The organism is Duganella aquatilis, assembly GCF_009674565.1.
GTDB lineage: Bacteria > Pseudomonadota > Gammaproteobacteria > Burkholderiales > Burkholderiaceae_D > Rugamonas > Rugamonas aquatilis.
Genome location: NZ_WKJL01000022.1, coordinates 21,990 through 39,645, shown reverse-complemented (window position 1 = coordinate 39,645; position 17,656 = coordinate 21,990). Strand labels below are relative to the sequence as shown.

At 63.7% G+C, this 17,656-nt stretch carries 19 protein-coding genes; 15 read left to right on the top strand and 4 right to left on the bottom strand.

Going from position 1 to position 17,656, the window contains the following annotated elements:
* Nucleotides 1–6: 6 nt before the first annotated feature.
* Nucleotides 7–1,059 carry a LacI family DNA-binding transcriptional regulator gene (locus GJ698_RS23490; protein ID WP_154360294.1) on the bottom strand — a complete coding sequence of 351 codons (1,053 nt, stop codon included), beginning with the start codon at nucleotides 1,057–1,059 and terminating at the stop codon, nucleotides 7–9.
* 210 nt (nucleotides 1,060–1,269) lie between these two features.
* Here GJ698_RS23490 and GJ698_RS23485 point away from each other — a divergent pair, with 210 nt between their 5' ends.
* The 8 genes from GJ698_RS23485 to GJ698_RS23450 all read left to right on the top strand — a co-directional run bounded on the left by GJ698_RS23485 (nucleotide 1,270) and on the right by GJ698_RS23450 (nucleotide 10,602).
* Nucleotides 1,270–3,504 carry a TonB-dependent receptor gene (locus GJ698_RS23485; protein ID WP_154360293.1) on the top strand — a complete coding sequence of 745 codons (2,235 nt, stop codon included), beginning with the start codon at nucleotides 1,270–1,272 and terminating at the stop codon, nucleotides 3,502–3,504.
* Nucleotides 3,504–4,769: an LLM class flavin-dependent oxidoreductase gene (locus GJ698_RS23480; protein WP_154360292.1), complete on the top strand. Its 1,266-nt coding sequence runs from the start codon at nucleotides 3,504–3,506 to the stop codon at nucleotides 4,767–4,769. The genes GJ698_RS23485 and GJ698_RS23480 overlap by 1 nt, the downstream gene beginning before the upstream one ends.
* 8 nt (nucleotides 4,770–4,777) lie before the next feature.
* Entirely contained in the window at nucleotides 4,778–6,058 is a 1,281-nt protein-coding gene (locus GJ698_RS23475) for an alpha/beta hydrolase family protein (RefSeq protein ID WP_154360291.1), read from the top strand.
* A gap of 41 nt (nucleotides 6,059–6,099) precedes the next feature.
* The gene (gene ubiE, locus GJ698_RS23470; protein ID WP_154360290.1) at nucleotides 6,100–6,834 is read left to right on the top strand and encodes a bifunctional demethylmenaquinone methyltransferase/2-methoxy-6-polyprenyl-1,4-benzoquinol methylase UbiE; all 735 of its coding nucleotides are present in this window, start codon (nucleotides 6,100–6,102) and stop codon (nucleotides 6,832–6,834) included.
* Nucleotides 6,835–6,848: 14 nt separating this feature from the next.
* Nucleotides 6,849–7,751, top strand: a complete 903-nt coding sequence (locus GJ698_RS23465) for a Tim44 domain-containing protein (protein WP_154360289.1) — start codon at nucleotides 6,849–6,851, stop codon at nucleotides 7,749–7,751.
* A gap of 78 nt (nucleotides 7,752–7,829) precedes the next feature.
* Entirely contained in the window at nucleotides 7,830–8,438 is a 609-nt protein-coding gene (locus tag GJ698_RS23460) for a ubiquinone biosynthesis accessory factor UbiJ (protein ID WP_154360288.1), read from the top strand.
* Nucleotides 8,435–10,003 carry a ubiquinone biosynthesis regulatory protein kinase UbiB gene (ubiB, locus tag GJ698_RS23455; protein ID WP_154360287.1) on the top strand — a complete coding sequence of 523 codons (1,569 nt, stop codon included), beginning with the start codon at nucleotides 8,435–8,437 and terminating at the stop codon, nucleotides 10,001–10,003. The genes GJ698_RS23460 and ubiB overlap by 4 nt, the downstream gene beginning before the upstream one ends.
* A gap of 5 nt (nucleotides 10,004–10,008) precedes the next feature.
* Complete coding sequence (locus GJ698_RS23450) at nucleotides 10,009–10,602, top strand: methyltransferase domain-containing protein (protein ID WP_371865426.1); 594 nt, start codon at nucleotides 10,009–10,011, stop codon at nucleotides 10,600–10,602.
* 6 nt (nucleotides 10,603–10,608) lie between these two features.
* Here GJ698_RS23450 and GJ698_RS23445 read toward each other — a convergent pair whose 3' ends face one another.
* The 3 genes from GJ698_RS23445 to GJ698_RS23435 all read right to left on the bottom strand — a co-directional run bounded on the left by GJ698_RS23445 (nucleotide 10,609) and on the right by GJ698_RS23435 (nucleotide 11,636).
* A complete protein-coding gene (locus GJ698_RS23445; RefSeq protein ID WP_307766668.1) occupies nucleotides 10,609–10,974 on the bottom strand; it encodes a YXWGXW repeat-containing protein in 366 nt (121 codons plus the stop codon).
* A 93-nt stretch (nucleotides 10,975–11,067) separates the two neighbouring features.
* Complete coding sequence (locus GJ698_RS23440) at nucleotides 11,068–11,364, bottom strand: PEP-CTERM sorting domain-containing protein (RefSeq protein ID WP_166454938.1); 297 nt, start codon at nucleotides 11,362–11,364, stop codon at nucleotides 11,068–11,070.
* A 65-nt stretch (nucleotides 11,365–11,429) separates the two neighbouring features.
* Entirely contained in the window at nucleotides 11,430–11,636 is a 207-nt protein-coding gene (locus GJ698_RS23435; protein WP_154360285.1) for a hypothetical protein, read from the bottom strand.
* 242 nt (nucleotides 11,637–11,878) lie between these two features.
* Here GJ698_RS23435 and GJ698_RS23430 point away from each other — a divergent pair, with 242 nt between their 5' ends.
* From GJ698_RS23430 to GJ698_RS23400, 7 genes are all read left to right on the top strand, one after another.
* Complete coding sequence (locus GJ698_RS23430) at nucleotides 11,879–12,166, top strand: FmdB family zinc ribbon protein (protein ID WP_154360284.1); 288 nt, start codon at nucleotides 11,879–11,881, stop codon at nucleotides 12,164–12,166.
* Between the two features lie 19 nt (nucleotides 12,167–12,185).
* Nucleotides 12,186–12,815, top strand: coding sequence for a DUF502 domain-containing protein (locus tag GJ698_RS23425; RefSeq protein ID WP_154360283.1), 630 nt, complete (start codon nucleotides 12,186–12,188; stop codon nucleotides 12,813–12,815).
* A 37-nt stretch (nucleotides 12,816–12,852) separates the two neighbouring features.
* On the top strand, nucleotides 12,853–14,652 hold the full coding sequence (aspS, locus tag GJ698_RS23420) for an aspartate--tRNA ligase (protein WP_208023874.1): 1,800 nt from the start codon (nucleotides 12,853–12,855) through the stop codon (nucleotides 14,650–14,652).
* 50 nt (nucleotides 14,653–14,702) lie between these two features.
* Nucleotides 14,703–15,155, top strand: a complete 453-nt coding sequence (gene nudB, locus GJ698_RS23415; protein WP_154360281.1) for a dihydroneopterin triphosphate diphosphatase — start codon at nucleotides 14,703–14,705, stop codon at nucleotides 15,153–15,155.
* Nucleotides 15,156–15,216: 61 nt separating this feature from the next.
* Nucleotides 15,217–16,032: an endonuclease/exonuclease/phosphatase family protein gene (locus GJ698_RS23410; protein WP_154360280.1), complete on the top strand. Its 816-nt coding sequence runs from the start codon at nucleotides 15,217–15,219 to the stop codon at nucleotides 16,030–16,032.
* A gap of 10 nt (nucleotides 16,033–16,042) precedes the next feature.
* On the top strand, nucleotides 16,043–17,206 hold the full coding sequence (gene clsB, locus GJ698_RS23405) for a cardiolipin synthase ClsB (RefSeq protein ID WP_154360279.1): 1,164 nt from the start codon (nucleotides 16,043–16,045) through the stop codon (nucleotides 17,204–17,206).
* A complete protein-coding gene (locus GJ698_RS23400; protein ID WP_371865425.1) occupies nucleotides 17,203–17,574 on the top strand; it encodes an RNA-binding S4 domain-containing protein in 372 nt (123 codons plus the stop codon). Before clsB ends, GJ698_RS23400 begins: the two co-directional genes overlap by 4 nt.
* Nucleotides 17,575–17,656: the final 82 nt, after the last annotated feature.

Genomic DNA, 17,656 nt, shown 5'->3' with positions numbered 1-17,656 from the left:
TCGTCCTTATGCGCTCTCGCGCTCTATCAATTCGCAGGCCAGCAGATTCAAACGCGAATCCTGTGTCGATGCGGGCAGCACGCCCAGTTGTTCAAGAATGCGCAGCGCGGCGATCTCGCCGATCTCGCGGCCCGGCGGACGGATGGTGGTCAGGCTGGGCAGCAGCAACGGCGAGAAGGCGTAGTCGCCAAAGCCGACAATTGCGCATTGCTCCGGTATCTTCAGGCCCGCGCGCTGGCCAGCCAGCAAGGCGCCCGCCGCCAGATTGTCGTTGGCGAAGATGATCGCCTCCACCGGCTTGCTGCGTCTCGGCGGCGCCAGCGCCAGTGCTTCAATCGCCTGCTTGCCCGCATCGAACGGCGCCTCCGCCGTCGGCGCATAAATGATCGGCTCCAGGCCATGCTCGCGCATCACGGCTGCATAGCCGTCGCTGCGATCCACCGCGCTCAAGTCGCCGGCAAGGCTGTTCTGCACGAAGGCGATGCGGCGATAGCCCTTGCCGTACAAGTAGCGCGCCGCCTGTTCGCCCACCGCGTTGTTCGAGTAGCCGACCTGGATCGGCTTGCGGCGCGGCTGGTAGTCCCAGGTCTCGACGACGGGGATGCCGGCGGTGGTCAGCAGCTTCTCGGTGGCGCGGTTGTGGAAGCGGCCCACCACCGCCAGCGCGGCGGGATTCCAGCCGAGGAAGGCGCGCACCGCGCTTTCTTCCTGCCTGGCCGAGAAGTAGCTGGACGCCAGCAGCAGCTGATAGCCATGGCGATTCAGCGTATCGCTGAACGTCTGAATCGTATTGGCAAAGATAGGACCGGAGATATTCGGGATCACCATGCCGACAATGCGCGCACGCGAGGATGCAAGGCCGCCCGCAGCCAGGTTCGGCACATAGCCCAACTCCTTCACCGCCGCCGCAATGCGCGCGCTGCGCTTGGCCGCCACGCGTCCCGGTTCGCTGAAGTAGCGCGACACCGTAATCGATCCCACTTCCGCCAGCCGGGCCACATCGTGAATGGTGGCCCGGCCCGATCCGCGGCGTTTTCGTGGTGCTGTTGGTTCGCTCATGTACGCATATTCCGAAAAGACATATCGATGATTTTTTTAATTCTTTGACTTCAAACCGGGTCGCCACGACACTAAAAAAAGGGTACCGGTACCACTTAATTGTAGCGAAGCACCTGACGCACACTAAGCTGGTTCTTCGCCGATCAAAGCAGGTTTTCCGAATAAGACACATGCGGCGCAAGGAGCGCTTTCAAATCAAGGGATCACAGCATGAAGAGCAATAAGAAAATTTTTGGCGCGCTGACCGTCGGCGCTTTGCTGGTGGCGACAGCGTATGCAGGCGCCGAGGAGACCGATCCAACGCCGCTCAAGAGTCGCGACGACAGCGCCGCCGTGCCCAGCGTGACGGTCAGCGCCACGCGCCGCAACGCTTCGCTGCAATCGGTGCCGGTGGCCGTATCGGTGCTGGACGGCGATGCGCTGAACAACGCCAACCGCACCAGCATCGACACCATCGTGCAGGAAGTGCCGAGCGTGACCTTCCGCCAGCAGGGCGGCAACAAGGACAGCACCATCTTCGTGCGTGGTATCGGTACCATCTCCACCTCGCCTGGCGTCGAGCCGACGGTATCCACCGTGATCGACGGCGTGGTGTATGCGCGTCCCGGCCAGGCCACGCTGGACCTGCTGGACATAGAGCACATTGAAATCCTGCGCGGCCCGCAAGGCACGCTTTTCGGCAAGAACGCCTCGTCCGGCGTGCTGAATGTGATCGGCCGCAAATCGACGCAGGAAACCACCGGCTTTGTCGATGCTTCCTGGTACGAGGGCAATGAGAAGCGCGTGCGCGCCGGCGTCTCCGGCGCCATCCAGCCGGGCGTGGTCAGCGCTTCGGTCACCGGCCTGTATGCGGACTATGACGGCAACGTGAACAACGTCCACGCCGGCGGCGGCAAGCTGAATGGCTACGACCGCAAAGGCGTGCGCGCCCGCGTCGACCTCACGCCGACCAGGGATCTGGATATCGCGCTGATCGCCGACTACCTGCGTTCGACGTCGTCGCCAACCTTCACCGCCTACAAATCGACGGCGGCCGCGTTCAATGCGGGCATCGCGCCGGTAGTGGCCGGCGCCGAGAACCGCCAGGTCAATACCGACATCCCGAGCGATATCCGCGACAAGAACAAAGGCCTGTCGGCGCAGGTGGACTACCGCTTCAACGGCTACACGCTGACCTCCATCACGGCGGTGCGCGACTGGGACAACACGCAGTACACCAGCACCTCGGCCATCGGCAACGCGGCGGAAGCATCGCGCGTCACGGCGGCGTTCCCGGCCACGCGCGACATCGGCACGGTGGAATTCAGCCAGGCCTCGCAGGAGCTGCGCCTCGCTTCGCCGAAGGACCAGTTTGCGGACTACGTGGTCGGCGCATACTACCTGCACGGCAAGGACCGCGAGGTGTATCAGCGCATCGTCAACAACGGCGCGGCCATCAATTCCGGCCGCGCGGACTATGGCGTGAAGAACGACAACTACTCGCTGTTCGGCGAAAGCACCCTGAACTTCGCTGCGAACTGGCGCGCCATTGCCGGCGCGCGCTGGACGCGGGATGACCTGTCCTACGACCACGCTCGGACCTCGACGCAGACCGTGGCCTTCGCCGGCGTGCAGCCTGCCACGCAAAGCACTGGCTCCACCAGCGAGGATGGCTACTCGGGCCGCGTTGGCCTGCAATACGACATCGCGCGCGATGTGAACACCTATGCCACCTACTCGCGCGGCTACAAGGGCCCTGCCTACAACGTCTTCTTCAACATGTTGAGCCGCGATACGCTGGCGTTGAAGCCGGAAACCTCGGATTCGTTTGAACTGGGCCTGAAAGCCAGCGCCTTCGACCGCAAGCTGACCGCCAACATCGCCGTGTTCAACACCAAGTACTCGAACTACCAGGCCAATTTCTATGACACCGTGGCTGGCGCCGTCGTCACGCGCCTGATCAATGCCGGCGATGTTTCGACCAAGGGCGTTGAACTGGACCTGAGTGCGCGTCCGACCCGCGAACTGACGCTGACGCAATCGCTGGCCTACACCGACGCGAAGATCGACAGCTTCAACTGCCCGGCCGCCGCTGCCGCATCCTGCAACCTGAATGGCCAGCCGTTGCCGTTCTCGCCGAAGTGGAAGTCCTTCACCCGCGCCAACTACGCGCTGCCTTTGCAGAATGGCCTGATTGTCGACCTGGGCGCGGACTACACCTGGCAGGCCAAGACGCAGTACGACCTGTTCCAGTCGCCGGATGCGATCCAGGGTGCGTATGGCGTCGTCAATGCGAGTGTGGCGCTGTCGTCGCCGGTGGGCGGCTGGCGCATTGCGCTGGTGGGCAAGAATCTGGCGAACAAATCGTATGCCACCAACCTGGTCACCTCGACGGGCTACGTCACCCGCGCCGTGCCGCGCGACGATGAGCGCTACTTCGGCATCACCGCCCGCAAGGAGTTCTGATGTCCAGGCAGTTGAGTATCGCCGCATTCATGATGCGCTATGGCCACCACGTCGCAGCGTGGCGGCATCCGGATACCGATCTGGAATCGAATCCGTTCAAGGTGTTCCGCGAACAGGTGCGCAACGCGGAGAAGGCCTGCCTGGACGCGGTGTTCTTTGCGGACAGCGTGGCGCTGACCGGCGCGCCGTCGCTGGAGCCGTTGACGCTGCTGTCGGCGCTGGCCGCGTCCACCGAGAAGATTGGCCTGATCGGCACCGCCACCACCACCTATAACGAACCGTACACGGTGGCGCGCCAGTTCGCATCGCTGGATCTGCTGTCGGATGGCCGGGCAGGCTGGAACCTGGTCACCTCGGATAACGCGGCGGAAGCGGCCAACTTCGGCCGCGAACAGCACGTGGCGCATGCCGACCGCTATGCGCGGGCGCGGGAATTTCATCAGGTTGTCACAGGACTGTGGAATAGTTGGGAACCCGGTGCGTTCGTCAACGACAAGCGCGGCGCGCTGCCTTACGATCCGGCCATGCTGCATAAGCTGAATTATCGCGGCGAGCATTTCGCCGTGGCGGGGCCGCTGAATGTGGCGCCTAGTCCGCAAGGACGGCCGGTCGTGGTGCAGGCGGGGAGTTCCGAGACCGGACGCGATCTGGCGGCGGCAACGGCGGAGATGGTGTTCACCGCGCAGCCGTCGCTGGCCAAGGCGCAGGCGTTCTACAGCGATCTGAAACAGCGGGTGGTAGCGAAAGGCCGCAAGCCCGAGTCGCTGAAGATCATGCCGGGACTATTCGCGGTGGTGGGCCGCACGCAGGCGGAAGCGGATGCGAAGTTCGCGCAGCTGCAGGCGCTGATCGAACCGAAAGCCGGCCTGGCGCTGCTGGGGCGGATGATCGGCAATTTCGATTTGTCCGGCTATCCGCTGGACGGCCCCTTGCCGGATCTGCCGGAAACGCAGGACGGCCAGCGCAGCCGCCAGCAGTTGCTGACCGATCTGGCGCAGGGCGAAAATTTGACGATACGCCAGCTGTACGAGCGCATCGCCGGCGGACGTGGACACTTCACCGTGGTCGGCACGCCGGAAGCGGTGGCGGATCAGATGCAGCAATGGTTTGAGCAAGGCGCGGCGGACGGCTTCAATTTCATGGCGCCGGCGCTGCCTGGTGGGCTGGATGATTTTCTTGAGCTGGTGATTCCCGAGTTACAGCGGCGCGGCTTGTTCCGCACCGCGTACGCGGGCAGCACCTTGCGCTCTCATTTAGGTTTATAGGAGAAGGCATGATAGGCAGGATGTTGGTATTGGTGGCGGCCCTGGTCGCGGTGCCGGTAGGCGCGCAGGACTATTACGGCGATATGCGTCCGGATGCGCCGGAGCTGGCGGCGCGCGGTCCGTTGCAAGTCGGCGTGCGCACGCTGGTGGCGGAACACAAGGACCAACTCGATATCCTGCACATCAGCGCCGGGCAGCCGAATCCGCGCTACAGCCGCAAGCTGACCTTGGAAGTCTGGTATCCGGCGCGCCTGGCCGCCGGCCAGAAAGAACATACGGTCTACACCGACGTGCTGGGTTCCGGCGCCAATGATCCGGCGCGGCCCAACACGCCGTTCCAGTTCAACGGCCGCGCCGCCCGGGACGCCGCGCCAGCCGCAGGGCAGGGCGGCCGCTACCCGCTGGTGATCGTTTCGCACGGCTACCCCGGCTCGCGCCTGCAAATGAGCTACCTGACCGAGAACCTGGCGTCGAAGGGCTACGTCGTGGTCGCCATCGACCATCCCGAATCCATGCGCGCCGACAAGGCAGGCTTTCCCAGCACGCTGCTGAACCGCCGCCTTGACGACCTGTTCGTGCTGAATACGGTCGCCGCATGGGCCCAGCCGGGCAGCGGCAATTTTCTGGCCGGCGTGGTCGATGCGGACAACACCGCGTTGATCGGCTACTCGATGGGCGGCTACGGCGCGTTGAACACCATCGGCGCCGGCATCAGCGCTTCGGCGGTGGCGTATGTGCCGGGCGGCGCGCTGGCCGTCAACCAGCAGGGCAACGCGGAATACGAAGCGGCGCGCGATCCACGCATCAAGGCGGTGGTGGCGTTCGCGCCATGGGGTGGCGCGCACAAGGTGTGGGACGAGGCCGGCCTGGCCAAGGTCCGCACGCCCATCCTGTTCATCAGCGGCGACCAGGACGACGTGGCAGGCTACCAGGACGGCGTGCTCAAGCTGTTCCAGGGCACGGTGCATGCCGACCGCTACCTGCTGACTTACGTCGGCGGCCGCCACAATTCGGCGCCGAATCCGCCGTCGCCGGCCGCGTGGAGCAACTTCGACGACTTCATGGCCTATTCCGAGCCGGTGTGGGACAGCCGCCGCATCAACAACATCAACCAGCATTTTGTGACCGCTTTTCTGGGTATCCAGCTTAAAAAACAGCCATTGCAGGCTTATCTGGAACTACCGCCGCTGGGGGCGGACGGCACCATCAAGCCCGATCCGGGCCTGTGGAAGGGCTTCCCCAAGCGCGCTGCCGTCGGACTGGAGTGGCTTCACCTCGTTCCGCAATAAGGGTCTTGTATAATGCAGGCAAATTAACAGGCCTGCATACCATGACCAATACCACTCACTTCGGTTACAAAACCGTCGCGGAAGAAGATAAAGTCCGCGAAGTTGCCAAGGTTTTCCATTCTGTCGCCGCCAAGTACGACATCATGAACGACGTCATGTCGGCTGGCCTGCACCGCATCTGGAAGATTTTCACCATCGCCAACGCGGCCGTGCGCCCCGGCTTCAAATGCCTGGATATCGCCGGCGGCACGGGCGACCTGGCCAAGGTGTTCGCCAAGCAGGCCGGCCCGACCGGCGAGGTCTGGCTGACCGACATCAACGAGTCGATGCTGCGCGTCGGCCGCGACCGCCTCTTGAATCGCGGCCTGTTGACCCCCACCTTGTTGTGTGACGCCGAAAAACTGCCATTCCCGGACAACTACTTTGACCGCGTCAGCGTCGCCTTCGGCCTGCGCAACATGACGCACAAGGATCAGGCGCTGAAAGAAATGCGCCGCGTGCTGAAGCCGGGCGGCAAGCTGCTGGTGCTGGAATTTTCGAAAGTGGCCGAGCCGCTGCAAAAGCCCTACGACATCTACTCGTTCAAGGTGTTGCCGTGGATGGGCCAGAAGATCGCCGGCGATGCCGAAAGCTATCGCTACCTCGCGGAATCGATCCGCATGCACCCGGACCAGGAAACGCTGAAAACCATGATGGAAGAAGCTGGCCTGGAACGCGTAACGTATTACAACTTGACGGCAGGTGTGGCCGCTTTACACACCGGTATCAAAATGTAATGACTGGAAAGACCATGAACCTGAAGAAAATCCTGATTGGCGCAATGATCGCCGTTTCCGCCATGTCGATGCTGGCGGAAGCGACCGCGCGTCCAGCCGGCGGCGGCCGTTCGATTGGCCGCCAGTCGCAAAACGTCAACCGCATGCCGGCCCAGCCGGCGCCGCAGCAAGCGCCGCGCCAGGCCGCTCCGGCGCCAGCGCCGAATACGCCGCCGCCGGTGGCGCCGCGTCCCAGCCCTTGGAAGGGCATCCTGGGCGGCGCGCTGCTGGGCCTGGGCCTGGGCGCCTTGTTCTCGCACTTCGGCCTGGGTGGCGCGCTGGGCGGCGCCATCGGCTCGATCATCATGCTGGCCTTGCTGGCGGGCGTGGTGTTCTTCCTCTTCCGCCTGATTCGCGGCAAGTCGCAGCCATCGGCCGCGCCTGCCGCGTTCGGCGGCAGCCAGAATGTCTACCCGATGCCGGCGCAAGGCGGTTCGGCCACGCCGGAAATCGGCTCGCGTCTGCAACCGGCCGCGCCGGTCCAGCCTGCGCACCAGCAGTGGGGCGTGCCTGCCGACTTCGACCAGGCAAGCTTCCTGCGCGTGGCGAAGGGCAACTTCATCCGCCTGCAAGCGGCCTGGGACAAGGGCGACGTGGCCGATATCCGCGAATTCACCACGCCGGAAGTGTTTGCCGAGATGAAGCTGCAGATCACCGAGCGCACCGTGGCCGATTACACCGACGTGGTCAGCATCGACGCCGAGCTGCTGGGCATCGAGACCAGCGACACCGAATACCTGGCGAGCGTCAAGTTCACCGGCATGATCAAGCCTGCGCCGGATGCGCTGGCCGAGCCGTTCCACGAAGTGTGGAACCTGGCCAAGCCGGTCAACGGTTCGAGCGGCTGGCTGTTGGCTGGTATTCAGCAACTGGCGTAATCAACCGGCTTGTTCCGGTAAAACTGGTAAGATCAAGGCCGCCCGTTACCGGGCGGTTTTGTTTTCAACGGCTAGAACATGATTTCATTGAATCCAGGCAGTTTCTCCGCGGCGCCCGCCAGCGCCGCCATCAACCATTTGCTGGCGCAGGAGCCGTGGGCGCGCCAGGAGTTGCAGCGCCACGCCGGCAAGACCGCCAGCATCGACGCCGGCTCGGTCGCGCTGCGCCTGCGCGTGACCGCCGACGGCTATCTGGAACCGGCGCCGGTTGACGAGGCCGCCCGCGTCACCATCCGCGTCAAGCTGTCCGACCTGCCGCTGATTGCGCAAAACCGCGACCGCGCCTTCTCCTACGTGCAGATCGAAGGCGACGCCGAATTCGCCAACGCCATTTCCAGCCTGAGCAAGTCGTTGCGCTGGGAAGCCGAGAACGACCTGGAAAAAGTGGTGGGGCCGATCGCCGCCGTGCGCGCCGTCTCCGGCGCCAAGGCCGCGTTTGAAGCGGTCAAGGCCGGCCATCAGAAACTCGCCGAAAACGTCGCCGAATTCCTGCTCGACGAAAAACAGGTGCTGGTGCGGCCGCAGACCGTGGAAGCTTACTCGGCCGACGTCACCCGCCTGCGCGACGACGTCGAGCGCGCCGCCAAGCGCCTCGCCAAACTGGAACAGAAACTGGGATCACAATGATGCGGAAATTCTTGCGCCTGCTGAAAATTCTGCGGGTATCGGTAGGTTACGGCCTCGACGAAATCGCCATCTCCGGCTTGAAGAAGCCGCGCATCACCAAGCTGATCGACACGGTGTTTTTCTGGCGCGACCTGTCGGCGCCGCGCGGCGTGCGGCTGCGCATGGCGCTGGAGGAACTGGGACCGATCTTCGTCAAGTTCGGCCAGGTGCTGTCGACCCGCAGCGACCTGATTCCGGCCGACCTGGTGATCGAGCTGTCGCGCCTGCAGGACCGCGTGCCGCCGTTCGATTCCGACCTGGCCATCGCGCAGATCCGCAAATCGCTGGGCGCCCATCCGGATGAACTGTTCGCCACCTTCGAACGCACGCCGGTGGCCTCGGCCTCGATCGCGCAGGTGCACTTCGCCACGCTCAAGGATGGCCGCCAGGTGGCGGTCAAGGTGCTGCGTCCCGGCATGAAGAAGTCGATCGACGAGGACGTGGCGCTGATGCACATCGCCGCCGAGTGGATCGGCAACGTCTGGGCCGACAGCAAGCGCTTGAAGCCGAAGGAAGTGGTCGCCGAGTTCGACAAGTATCTGCACGACGAGCTGGACCTGATGCGCGAAGCCGCCAACGCCAGCCAGCTGCGCCGCAACTTCGCCGACTCCCAGCTGCTGCTGGTGCCGGAGATGTACTGGGATTACTGCTCCAGCAGCGTGATCGTCATGGAGCGCATGCACGGCATTCCGGTGTCGCAGATCGACCGCCTGGAAGCGGCCGGCGTGGACCTGAAAAAACTGTCCAGTGACGGCGTGGAAATCTTCTTCACGCAGGTGTTCCGCGACGGCTTCTTCCATGCGGATATGCATCCGGGGAATATCCTGGTATCGATCGAGCCGGAAACCTTTGGCCGCTACATTGCGCTGGACTTCGGCATCGTCGGCACGCTGACCGATTACGACAAGGATTACCTGTCGCAGAATTTCCTGGCCTTCTTCCGCCGCGACTACAAGCGCGTGGCCGAGGCGCACATCGAGTCCGGCTGGGCGCCGAAAGAAACCCGCGTCGACGAACTGGAATCGGCGGTGCGCGCCTGCTGCGAACCGATCTTCGACCGCCCGCTGAAGGACATCTCGTTCGGCCAGATCCTGCTGCGTTTGTTCCAGACCTCGCGCCGCTTCAACGTCGAAGTGCAGCCGCAGCTGGTGCTGCTGCAAAAGACGCTGCTCAACATCGAAGGCCTGGGCCGCCAGCTGGACCCGGACCTGGACCTGTGGAAAACCGCCAAGCCCTACCTGGAAAACTGGATGGGCGAGCAGGTCGGCGTCAAGGGCTTCATGCAGCGCCTGAAGGCCGAGGCGCCGCGCTATGCCCACATCTTCCCGCAGCTGCCGCGCCTGGTGCACCAGGCGCTGGAGCGCCATGCCGAGCGGCCCAACGATAATACCGAGCTGATCAAAGTGCTGATCAGCGAACAGCAGCGTACCAACCGCCTGTTGAGCCTGGTGATCTACGTGGTCGGCGCCGTGGCGCTGGGCGTGGCCGGCTTCCAGCTGTACCACCGTTTCCATCACCTGCTGTAAGCGCCGTGGCGGATTTCCAGCAGCGCGATCCGTTGTCGCCGGCGTTCTGGGATGAGCGCTTCGCGCGCAACTTCACGCCGTGGGATAAGGGCGGCGTGCCGCAAGCCTTGCGCGACTTCGCCGCCGGCAGCGGGCCGCTGGTCACCTTGATACCGGGCTGCGGTTCGGCCTACGAACTGGCGTTTCTGGCAGGGCAGGGCTGGGATGCGACCGCCATCGATTTCTCGCCTGCGGCCGTGGCGCAAGGCAGGCAGGCGGCCGGCGTGCATGCGGCGCGGGTGGTCGAGGCGGATTTCTTTGCGTGGCAGCCGGAGCGGCCGCTGCAACTGATCTACGAACGCGCCTTCCTGTGCGCGATGCCGCGCGCCATGTGGCCGCAAGTGGCGGCGCGCTGGGCGCAGCTGCTGGCGCCGGGCGCGCTGCTGGCAGGTTATTTCTTCTTTGACGAGGCGCCCAAGGGGCCGCCGTTCGGCATCAGCCGCGCGCAGCTGGATGACTTGCTGCGCGCGGACTTCGACTGCATCGCCGACGACGCCGTCAGCGACTCCATCCCGGTGTTTGCCGGCAAGGAACGCTGGATGGCGTGGCGCCGGCGCTAGGCCGGCTTAGTTACGGCGCGGATTGTTGGGATGGTCGTCGCGGCCGTTCGGCACGCCGTCGTGGTCGTTGTCGCCGCGAGCCCAGCTGCCGCGCGACATTTCCCAGTGGCCGTCACGCTCGACCCAGGCTGGTTGATGGTAGACATAGCCGCGGCGCTCGCGCTCCCAGTGGCCTTTGGTCCAGACGTGGCGGTTGTTGCGCCAGTCCCAGTAGCCCGGCGCCCACACATAGCCGTGGCGTGGCGGCGGCACCACTTCATCGCGCGGCGGCGGCGGCGCGGTCTGCACCACGATCACGGCGGCCGATGCCGGCACGCTGAACGTACCAGCGGAAGCCGCGATGGCGGCGGCAAGCAGTAGTTTCTTCATCATAATGAACTCCTCCTTTAACGGTGTGTTTACCGTTATAAGGAACTTTGCCGGCGTTGTCTGTGCGAGCGGCCGCTTATCGGCCCGGCGTGCGGTTCAGCGCGAATCCAGGCGGATGGAGAAACTTTCCTCGGTTTTCCTGGGTTGTACCAGAAACAGCAACAGCATGCCCAAGACCATCAGCACCCAGCCGGACGGCTCCGGCACCGGGCTGGCGGCCGGCGGCAGCACCGCCTGGGGCTGCTGCTGCGCGGCCAGAGGCTGCTCCGGGGCGGGCGTCAGCACGGCGGCCGCGTCGAGCGCCGGCGTCATGCTGATGACCTCGGTGGCGCGGTCGGACGGCAAGGTCACCGGCACGCGCTGGTCGGCGTCGATGAACTCGTGCGCGCGCATGGCCACCGCCGACACCGGCCCGGCGGCCAGCAGCGCGCCGCACAGGAGGAGCGCTGCGGCGCGCATCACACTTCGGTGTTGGCTGGACGGCGGGCCGGCACGCCAGGCAGGTGGCGCAAATAATGCAGGCCGACCAGCACCGCCATGCACAACAACACCGAACGTTTATGCAACGGTTCTTCCGGCGATTGGGCGACGAACTTGCTGTTGGCGGCGAAGACAGGAGCGCTGAGGCATGCGGCGAGGACGCCGGCGTACAGGTATTTTTTCATGGTATTTCCCAAAGAATCAAAGAGTTGGAGCGTCGTGCGTCAGGGACGGCTAACGATGCGGCGATTCAGGGATTGGGAAATCAGCGCTTGTAGGATTGCATTAAAACATGCCGAGAGACAATTAGCGAATAGTTTTTTGCTATGAAAACGATTAGCCAAGTTGGCGTAACCACAGGAAACAGTCAGATGGCCGGCAAAAGGCTTTATAATTCAGGGTTTTGATGATTTTTGCGGAGTAATTGATGCCGATCTACGCGTACCGCTGCGAGGCCTGCGGTTTTGCCAAGGATGTCTTGCAGAAGATTTCCGACCCGCAGCTGACTGTCTGCCCGTCGTGCGGCAAGGAGTCGTTTAAGAAGCAAGTGACCGCTGCCGGTTTCCAGTTGAAGGGTTCCGGCTGGTATGTGACCGATTTCCGCGGCGGCACGCCGCCGGCCACCGGCACCGCGCCGTCCACGAGCGAGTCGCCGGCGCCTGCGCCGACTCCCGCACCGACGCCGACGCCATCGGGCGGCTCCAGCGATACCTGAGTCAACAAGAAGGATTTCGATGCGTAAATATTTCATTACCGGCTTGCTGATCCTGGTGCCCCTGGCGATCACCGCCTGGGTGCTGAACCTGGTGATCAGCACCATGGACCAGTCCCTGCTGTTCGTGCCGGAGCGCTGGCAGCCGCGTACCCTGATCGGCTTCGATATTCCTGGCCTGGGCACCTTGCTGACCATCGTCATCGTGTTCCTGACCGGCCTGCTGACCAACAACCTGGTCGGCAACTATGTGGTCAAGCTGTGGGAAAAACTGCTGACCCGGATTCCGGTGGTCAGCTCGCTGTATTCGAGCGTCAAGCAGGTGTCCGACACGCTGTTCTCGTCGTCCGGCAATGCGTTCCGCAAGGCGGTGCTGATACCGTATCCGCACCAGAACTCGTGGACCATCGCCTTCCTGACCGGCGCGCCGGGCGGGGACGTGAAGAACCACCTGGTCGGCGAGTACGTCAGCGTCTACGTGCCGACCACGCCGAATCCGACCTCGGGCTTTTTCCTGATGCTGGCCAAGAAGGATGTGGTGGAACTCGACATGTCGGTCGATGCCGCCCTGAAGTACATCGTTTCGATGGGCGTGGTGGCGCCGGAAGACGCGCCGAAAACCATCGTCCTGGATGAAACCAAGATTAACTGAGTAACTTAACCTGAACCGAGAAATAAACATGTCCTCAATGCGTACTCACTACTGCGGCCTCACCACTGAAGCGCTGCTTGGCCAAACCGTCAGCCTGTGCGGCTGGGTACACCGTCGTCGCGACCACGGCGGTGTGATCTTCATCGACCTGCGCGACCGCGAAGGCCTGGTGCAGATCGTATGCAATCCGGAACAGGCTGAAGTATTCAAAGCCGCCGAAGCCGTACGTAACGAGTTCTGCCTGCGCGTTACCGGCGTGGTCAAGGACCGCCTGGAAGGCACCGTCAACAACAACCTGAAATCGGGCAAGATCGAAGTGATCTGCTCCGAACTGGAAGTGCTGAACGCCTCCGTGGCCGTGCCGTTCCAGCTGGACGACGACAACCTGTCGGAAACCACCCGCCTGACCCACCGCGTGCTGGACCTGCGCCGTCCGCAGATGCAGAACAACCTGCGCCTGCGCTACAAGGTCACCATGGAAGTGCGCAAGTACCTGGACGAGCTGGGCTTCATCGACATCGAAACCCCGATGCTGACCAAGTCGACCCCGGAAGGCGCACGCGACTACCTGGTGCCGTCGCGCGTCAACGCCGGCAGCTTCTTCGCGCTGCCGCAGTCGCCGCAGCTGTTCAAGCAGCTGCTGATGGTCGCCAACTTCGACCGTTACTACCAGATCACCAAGTGCTTCCGCGACGAAGACCTGCGCGCCGACCGCCAGCCGGAATTCACCCAGATCGACTGCGAAACCTCGTTCCTGAGCGAACAGGAAATCCGCGATCTGTTCGAAGACATGATACGCAAAACGTTCAAGAACACCATGGACGTCGACCTGCCTAACCCGTTCCCGGTCATGAACTTCTCGGAGGCCATGGGCAGCTACGGTTCGGACAAGCCGGACATGCGCGTCAAGCTGCAGTTCACCGAACTGACCGACGTCATGAAGGACGTCGACTTCAAGGTGTTCTCGGGCGCCGCCAACATGCCGAACGGCCGCGTGGTCGGTCTGCGCGTACCGAAGGGCGCCGACATGCCGCGTTCGGAAATCGACGCCTACACCCAGTTCGTCGCCATCTACGGCGCCAAGGGCCTGGCCTACATCAAGGTCAACGAGAAAGCCAAGGGCCGTGACGGCCTGCAGTCGCCGATCGTCAAGAACCTGCACGACGCCGCGCTGGCCAAGGTGCTGGAACTGACCGGCGCCGAAGACGGCGACCTGATCTTCTTTGGCGCCGACAAGGCCAAGATCGTCAACGACGCCATCGGCGCGCTGCGCGTGAAGATCGGCCACTCGGAATTCGGCAAGGCCGCCGGCCTGTTCGACGACGTCTGGTCGCCGCTGTGGGTGATCGACTTCCCGATGTTCGAATACGACGAAGAGTCGGACCGCTGGACCGCGACCCACCACCCGTTCACCGCGCCGAAAGACGGCCACGAAGACTGGCTGGAAACCAATCCGGGCGCCTGCATCGCCAAGGCCTACGACATGGTGCTGAACGGCTGGGAACTGGGCGGCGGTTCGATCCGTATCCACCGCGAAGACGTGCAGTCGAAAGTGTTCCGCGCACTGAAGATCGACGCCGACGAAGCGCGCCTGAAGTTCGGCTTCCTGCTGGACGCGCTGCAATACGGCGCGCCGCCGCACGGTGGCCTGGCATTCGGCCTGGACCGTATCGTGACGCTGATGACCAAGTCCGATTCGATCCGCGACGTGATCGCCTTCCCGAAAACCCAGCGCGCGCAGGATCTGCTGACCCACGCGCCGTCGGAAGTGGACGAGAAGCAGCTGAAAGAACTGCACATCCGTCTGCGCACCGCCGAGCCGAAAGTGGCCGGCTAAGCAGCAATATGGAAAAGGCGCTGCGGCGCCTTTTCTTTTATCCTTATCGCATGAAGCCTTACAAGATTCCCGAATCGGTGCTGGTGCTGATTCACACTGCCGACCTGCAGGTGCTGCTGATCGAGCGCGCCGACAAGCCGGGCTACTGGCAGTCGGTGACCGGTTCGCTGGACGCGCCGGACGAGCCGCTGGCGGCCACCGCCGCGCGCGAGCTGTTCGAGGAAACCGGCATCGTCGCCGACGGCGAGCGCATCGTGCTGCGCGACTGGCAGCTGTCCAACATCTACGAGATTTATCCCATGTGGCGCCACCGCTACGCGCCGGGTGTGACGCAGAACACCGAGCACGTCTTCAGCGTCGAAGTCCCGCGCGACATCGCCATCACCCTCAGTCCGCGCGAACACATCAACCACGCCTGGCTGCCCTGGCTGGAAGCCGCCGACCGCTGCTTCTCCTCCTCCAACGCCGAAGTCATCCTCCAGCTCCCGCGCCAGATCCGCTAGCGGCCCGCTATGTGCGCAGGCGCACGCCCGGAAATGCGATCTCGGGAGTAAAATGGGCCGCATGAAGATCCGAGTCGCTACCTACAATATCCACAAGGGCGTTTCCAGCATTCGTGCGGAACCGCGTGTGCTGGCGCTGAAGCAGGCGATCGGCATGTTCGATGCGGATGTGGTTTTTTTGCAGGAAGTGCAGGGCAAACACGACCTCAAGGCCGCCAAGTACGGCGCCGAGCAGCTGGGCCACAAGCATTGGCCCGCTGCGGCGCAGCATGAATATTTTGCCGGCGAATCGCGCCACCTGCACGCGGCCTACGGCATGAACGCGGTCTACGACCATGGCCACCACGGCAACGCGCTGCTCAGCGCTTTCCCGATCGCCAACCAGGCCAATCACGATGTGTCCGACCACGCCTACGAGCAGCGCGGCATCCTGCACTGCGTGCTGCAGACGCCGCAGGGGCCGGTGCATTGCTACGTGGTCCACCTCGGCCTGTTCGAAGGCAGCCGCCGCCGCCAGACCCAGGCGCTGATTTCGGCCGTGCGCGAATCGGCGCCGAACGGCGAGCCGGTGGTCATCGCCGGCGACTTCAACGACTGGCGCAACACCCTCAGCGACGAGCTGCGCAACGCGCTGGGCGTGGTCGAGGCCTTCGATGAAATCGGCTCCAGCTCGGCGCTGGACGGCGTGCTGCGCACCCTGCGCCGCAAATCCAGCGTCAATCCGGCGCGCACTTTCCCGGCCGGCCTGCCGTTCTTCCGGCTGGACCGCATCTACGTGCGCGGTTTCAAGGTGGAGACGGCGGAAGTGATGCACGGCAGCCTGTGGGCCAAGCTGTCGGACCACGCGCCCATCGTTGCCTCGCTGACGCTGGCGTGAGCGCTTGCCCATGCGCCCAGTGAATTTTATCGCCGATAACGAAGTCACCCTGCTGCACACCGGGACCGACTTTTTCCCGGCGCTGGTGGCGGCCATCGACGCCGCGCAGTACGAAGTCTATTTTGAAACCTATATCTTTGCCGCCGACGACACCGGCAAGCTGGTGCTCAACGCCCTGATCAACGCCGCCCAGCGCGGCGTGCAGGTGCGCATGATCACCGATTGGTGGGGCACCGGCCGGCGCCAGGTCAACAGCATGCACGAACTGCTGCTGGCCAAGGGCGTCGAGCACCGCATGTTCAATCCCTGGTTCAAGCGCGGCATCACCCGCACGCACCGCAAGATCTGCGTGGTCGACCGCAACGTGGCCTACGTCGGCGGCATCAACATCAACGACGACATGTTCTGCGATTACGACCACAACAAGGCGCTGTCGGCGCCGCGCTGGGACTTCGCGGTGCAGGTGCGCGGCCCGCTGGTGGCCGATATCCAGACCGAGGCCGTCACGCAGTGGCGCCGCCTGGGCAAGCTGGGCCTGATCAAGCGTATCGGCCTGTACCGCGACCTGCGCAAGGTCGAGAAGATCGCCGCCGCGCACGCGGTGCAGGCCGGCTTCGTGGTGCGCGACAACTGGCGCAACCGCCAGACCATTCAGCGCGCCTACCTGTACGCGCTGGGCCGCGCGCGCAAGAGCGTGCTGCTGGCCAATCCCTACTTCGCGCCGGGCCGCAAGTTCCGCCAGGCGCTGGCCAAGGCGGCCGAGCGCGGCGTCGAGGTGGTGCTGCTGATCGGCGTCGGCGAAATCTGGCTGCAGGACGCGGTGGCGCATTCTTTCTATCCGAAGCTGCTTGCGGCCGGCGTCAAAGTGGTGGAATATCACAAGACGCAACTGCACGCCAAGGTCGCCGTCATCGACGACGATTGGGCCACAGTCGGTTCCAGCAATGTGGACGGGCTGAGCCTGTTCCTGAACCAGGAAGCCAATGTGGTCATCAAGGATGCGGCTTTTTCGCAGAGCCTGCGCTGCCACATCGAGGAAGCCATTGCCGAAGGCAAGGTGATTACCTATGATGACTTCAAGCACGTCGGTCATGTGCGCCGGATCGGCTACGAAATTGCGTTTGTGTTCTACAAGTTACTAATGCGGGTGTTCGCTGTGGGGAAATACGCGTGAGCGAAGGTGTACGACTGGATAAATGGCTGTGGGCCGCACGTTTCTTTAAAACCCGTTCGCTGGCGACGGAAGCGGTGGACCGCGGCAAGGTCACCGTCAATGGCGACCGCGCCAAGCCGGCGCGCAATGTGCGCATCGGCGACGTGCTGGAGATCGACAACGGCTCCGATCAGTGGGAAGTCGATGTGATGGGCCTGTCGGACGTGCGCGCCGCCGCGCCGATCGCCCGCAACCTGTACGAGGAAACCGACGTCAGCGTGGCCCGGCGCGCCGCCGTGGCGGAAAACCGCCGCATGTTCCGCGAACCAAGCGCCGATTTCAAGGGCCGTCCCACCAAGCGCGACCGCCGTCAACTCGGGAAACTCTGACTTAGTTTCCCGCCTGCATTACCGCTTCTATTGCTGCGCCGCAGCAATAGAACGCCACCTCTAAAGGTACTGTTTGACATTC

Excerpts from the sequence above, each read along its gene's own strand:
- GJ698_RS23425 (WP_154360283.1), top strand. The coding sequence starts at position 12,186 with ATGCGTAAATATTTCATTACCGGCTTGCTGATCCTGGTGCCCCTGGCG.
- clsB (WP_154360279.1), top strand. The coding sequence starts at position 16,043 with ATGCGCCCAGTGAATTTTATCGCCGATAACGAAGTCACCCTGCTGCAC.
- GJ698_RS23445 (WP_307766668.1), bottom strand. The coding sequence starts at position 10,974 with ATGATGAAGAAACTACTGCTTGCCGCCGCCATCGCGGCTTCCGCTGGT.
- GJ698_RS23465 (WP_154360289.1), top strand. The coding sequence starts at position 6,849 with ATGAACCTGAAGAAAATCCTGATTGGCGCAATGATCGCCGTTTCCGCC.
- aspS (WP_208023874.1), top strand. The coding sequence starts at position 12,853 with ATGCGTACTCACTACTGCGGCCTCACCACTGAAGCGCTGCTTGGCCAA.
- nudB (WP_154360281.1), top strand. The coding sequence starts at position 14,703 with ATGAAGCCTTACAAGATTCCCGAATCGGTGCTGGTGCTGATTCACACT.
- GJ698_RS23460 (WP_154360288.1), top strand. The coding sequence starts at position 7,830 with ATGATTTCATTGAATCCAGGCAGTTTCTCCGCGGCGCCCGCCAGCGCC.
- ubiB (WP_154360287.1), top strand. The coding sequence starts at position 8,435 with ATGATGCGGAAATTCTTGCGCCTGCTGAAAATTCTGCGGGTATCGGTA.
- GJ698_RS23430 (WP_154360284.1), top strand. The coding sequence starts at position 11,879 with ATGCCGATCTACGCGTACCGCTGCGAGGCCTGCGGTTTTGCCAAGGAT.
- GJ698_RS23480 (WP_154360292.1), top strand. The coding sequence starts at position 3,504 with ATGTCCAGGCAGTTGAGTATCGCCGCATTCATGATGCGCTATGGCCAC.
- GJ698_RS23440 (WP_166454938.1), bottom strand. The coding sequence starts at position 11,364 with ATGCGCGCGCACGAGTTCATCGACGCCGACCAGCGCGTGCCGGTGACC.
- GJ698_RS23475 (WP_154360291.1), top strand. The coding sequence starts at position 4,778 with ATGATAGGCAGGATGTTGGTATTGGTGGCGGCCCTGGTCGCGGTGCCG.
- GJ698_RS23490 (WP_154360294.1), bottom strand. The coding sequence starts at position 1,059 with ATGAGCGAACCAACAGCACCACGAAAACGCCGCGGATCGGGCCGGGCC.
- GJ698_RS23485 (WP_154360293.1), top strand. The coding sequence starts at position 1,270 with ATGAAGAGCAATAAGAAAATTTTTGGCGCGCTGACCGTCGGCGCTTTG.
- GJ698_RS23435 (WP_154360285.1), bottom strand. The coding sequence starts at position 11,636 with ATGAAAAAATACCTGTACGCCGGCGTCCTCGCCGCATGCCTCAGCGCT.
- GJ698_RS23410 (WP_154360280.1), top strand. The coding sequence starts at position 15,217 with ATGAAGATCCGAGTCGCTACCTACAATATCCACAAGGGCGTTTCCAGC.
- ubiE (WP_154360290.1), top strand. The coding sequence starts at position 6,100 with ATGACCAATACCACTCACTTCGGTTACAAAACCGTCGCGGAAGAAGAT.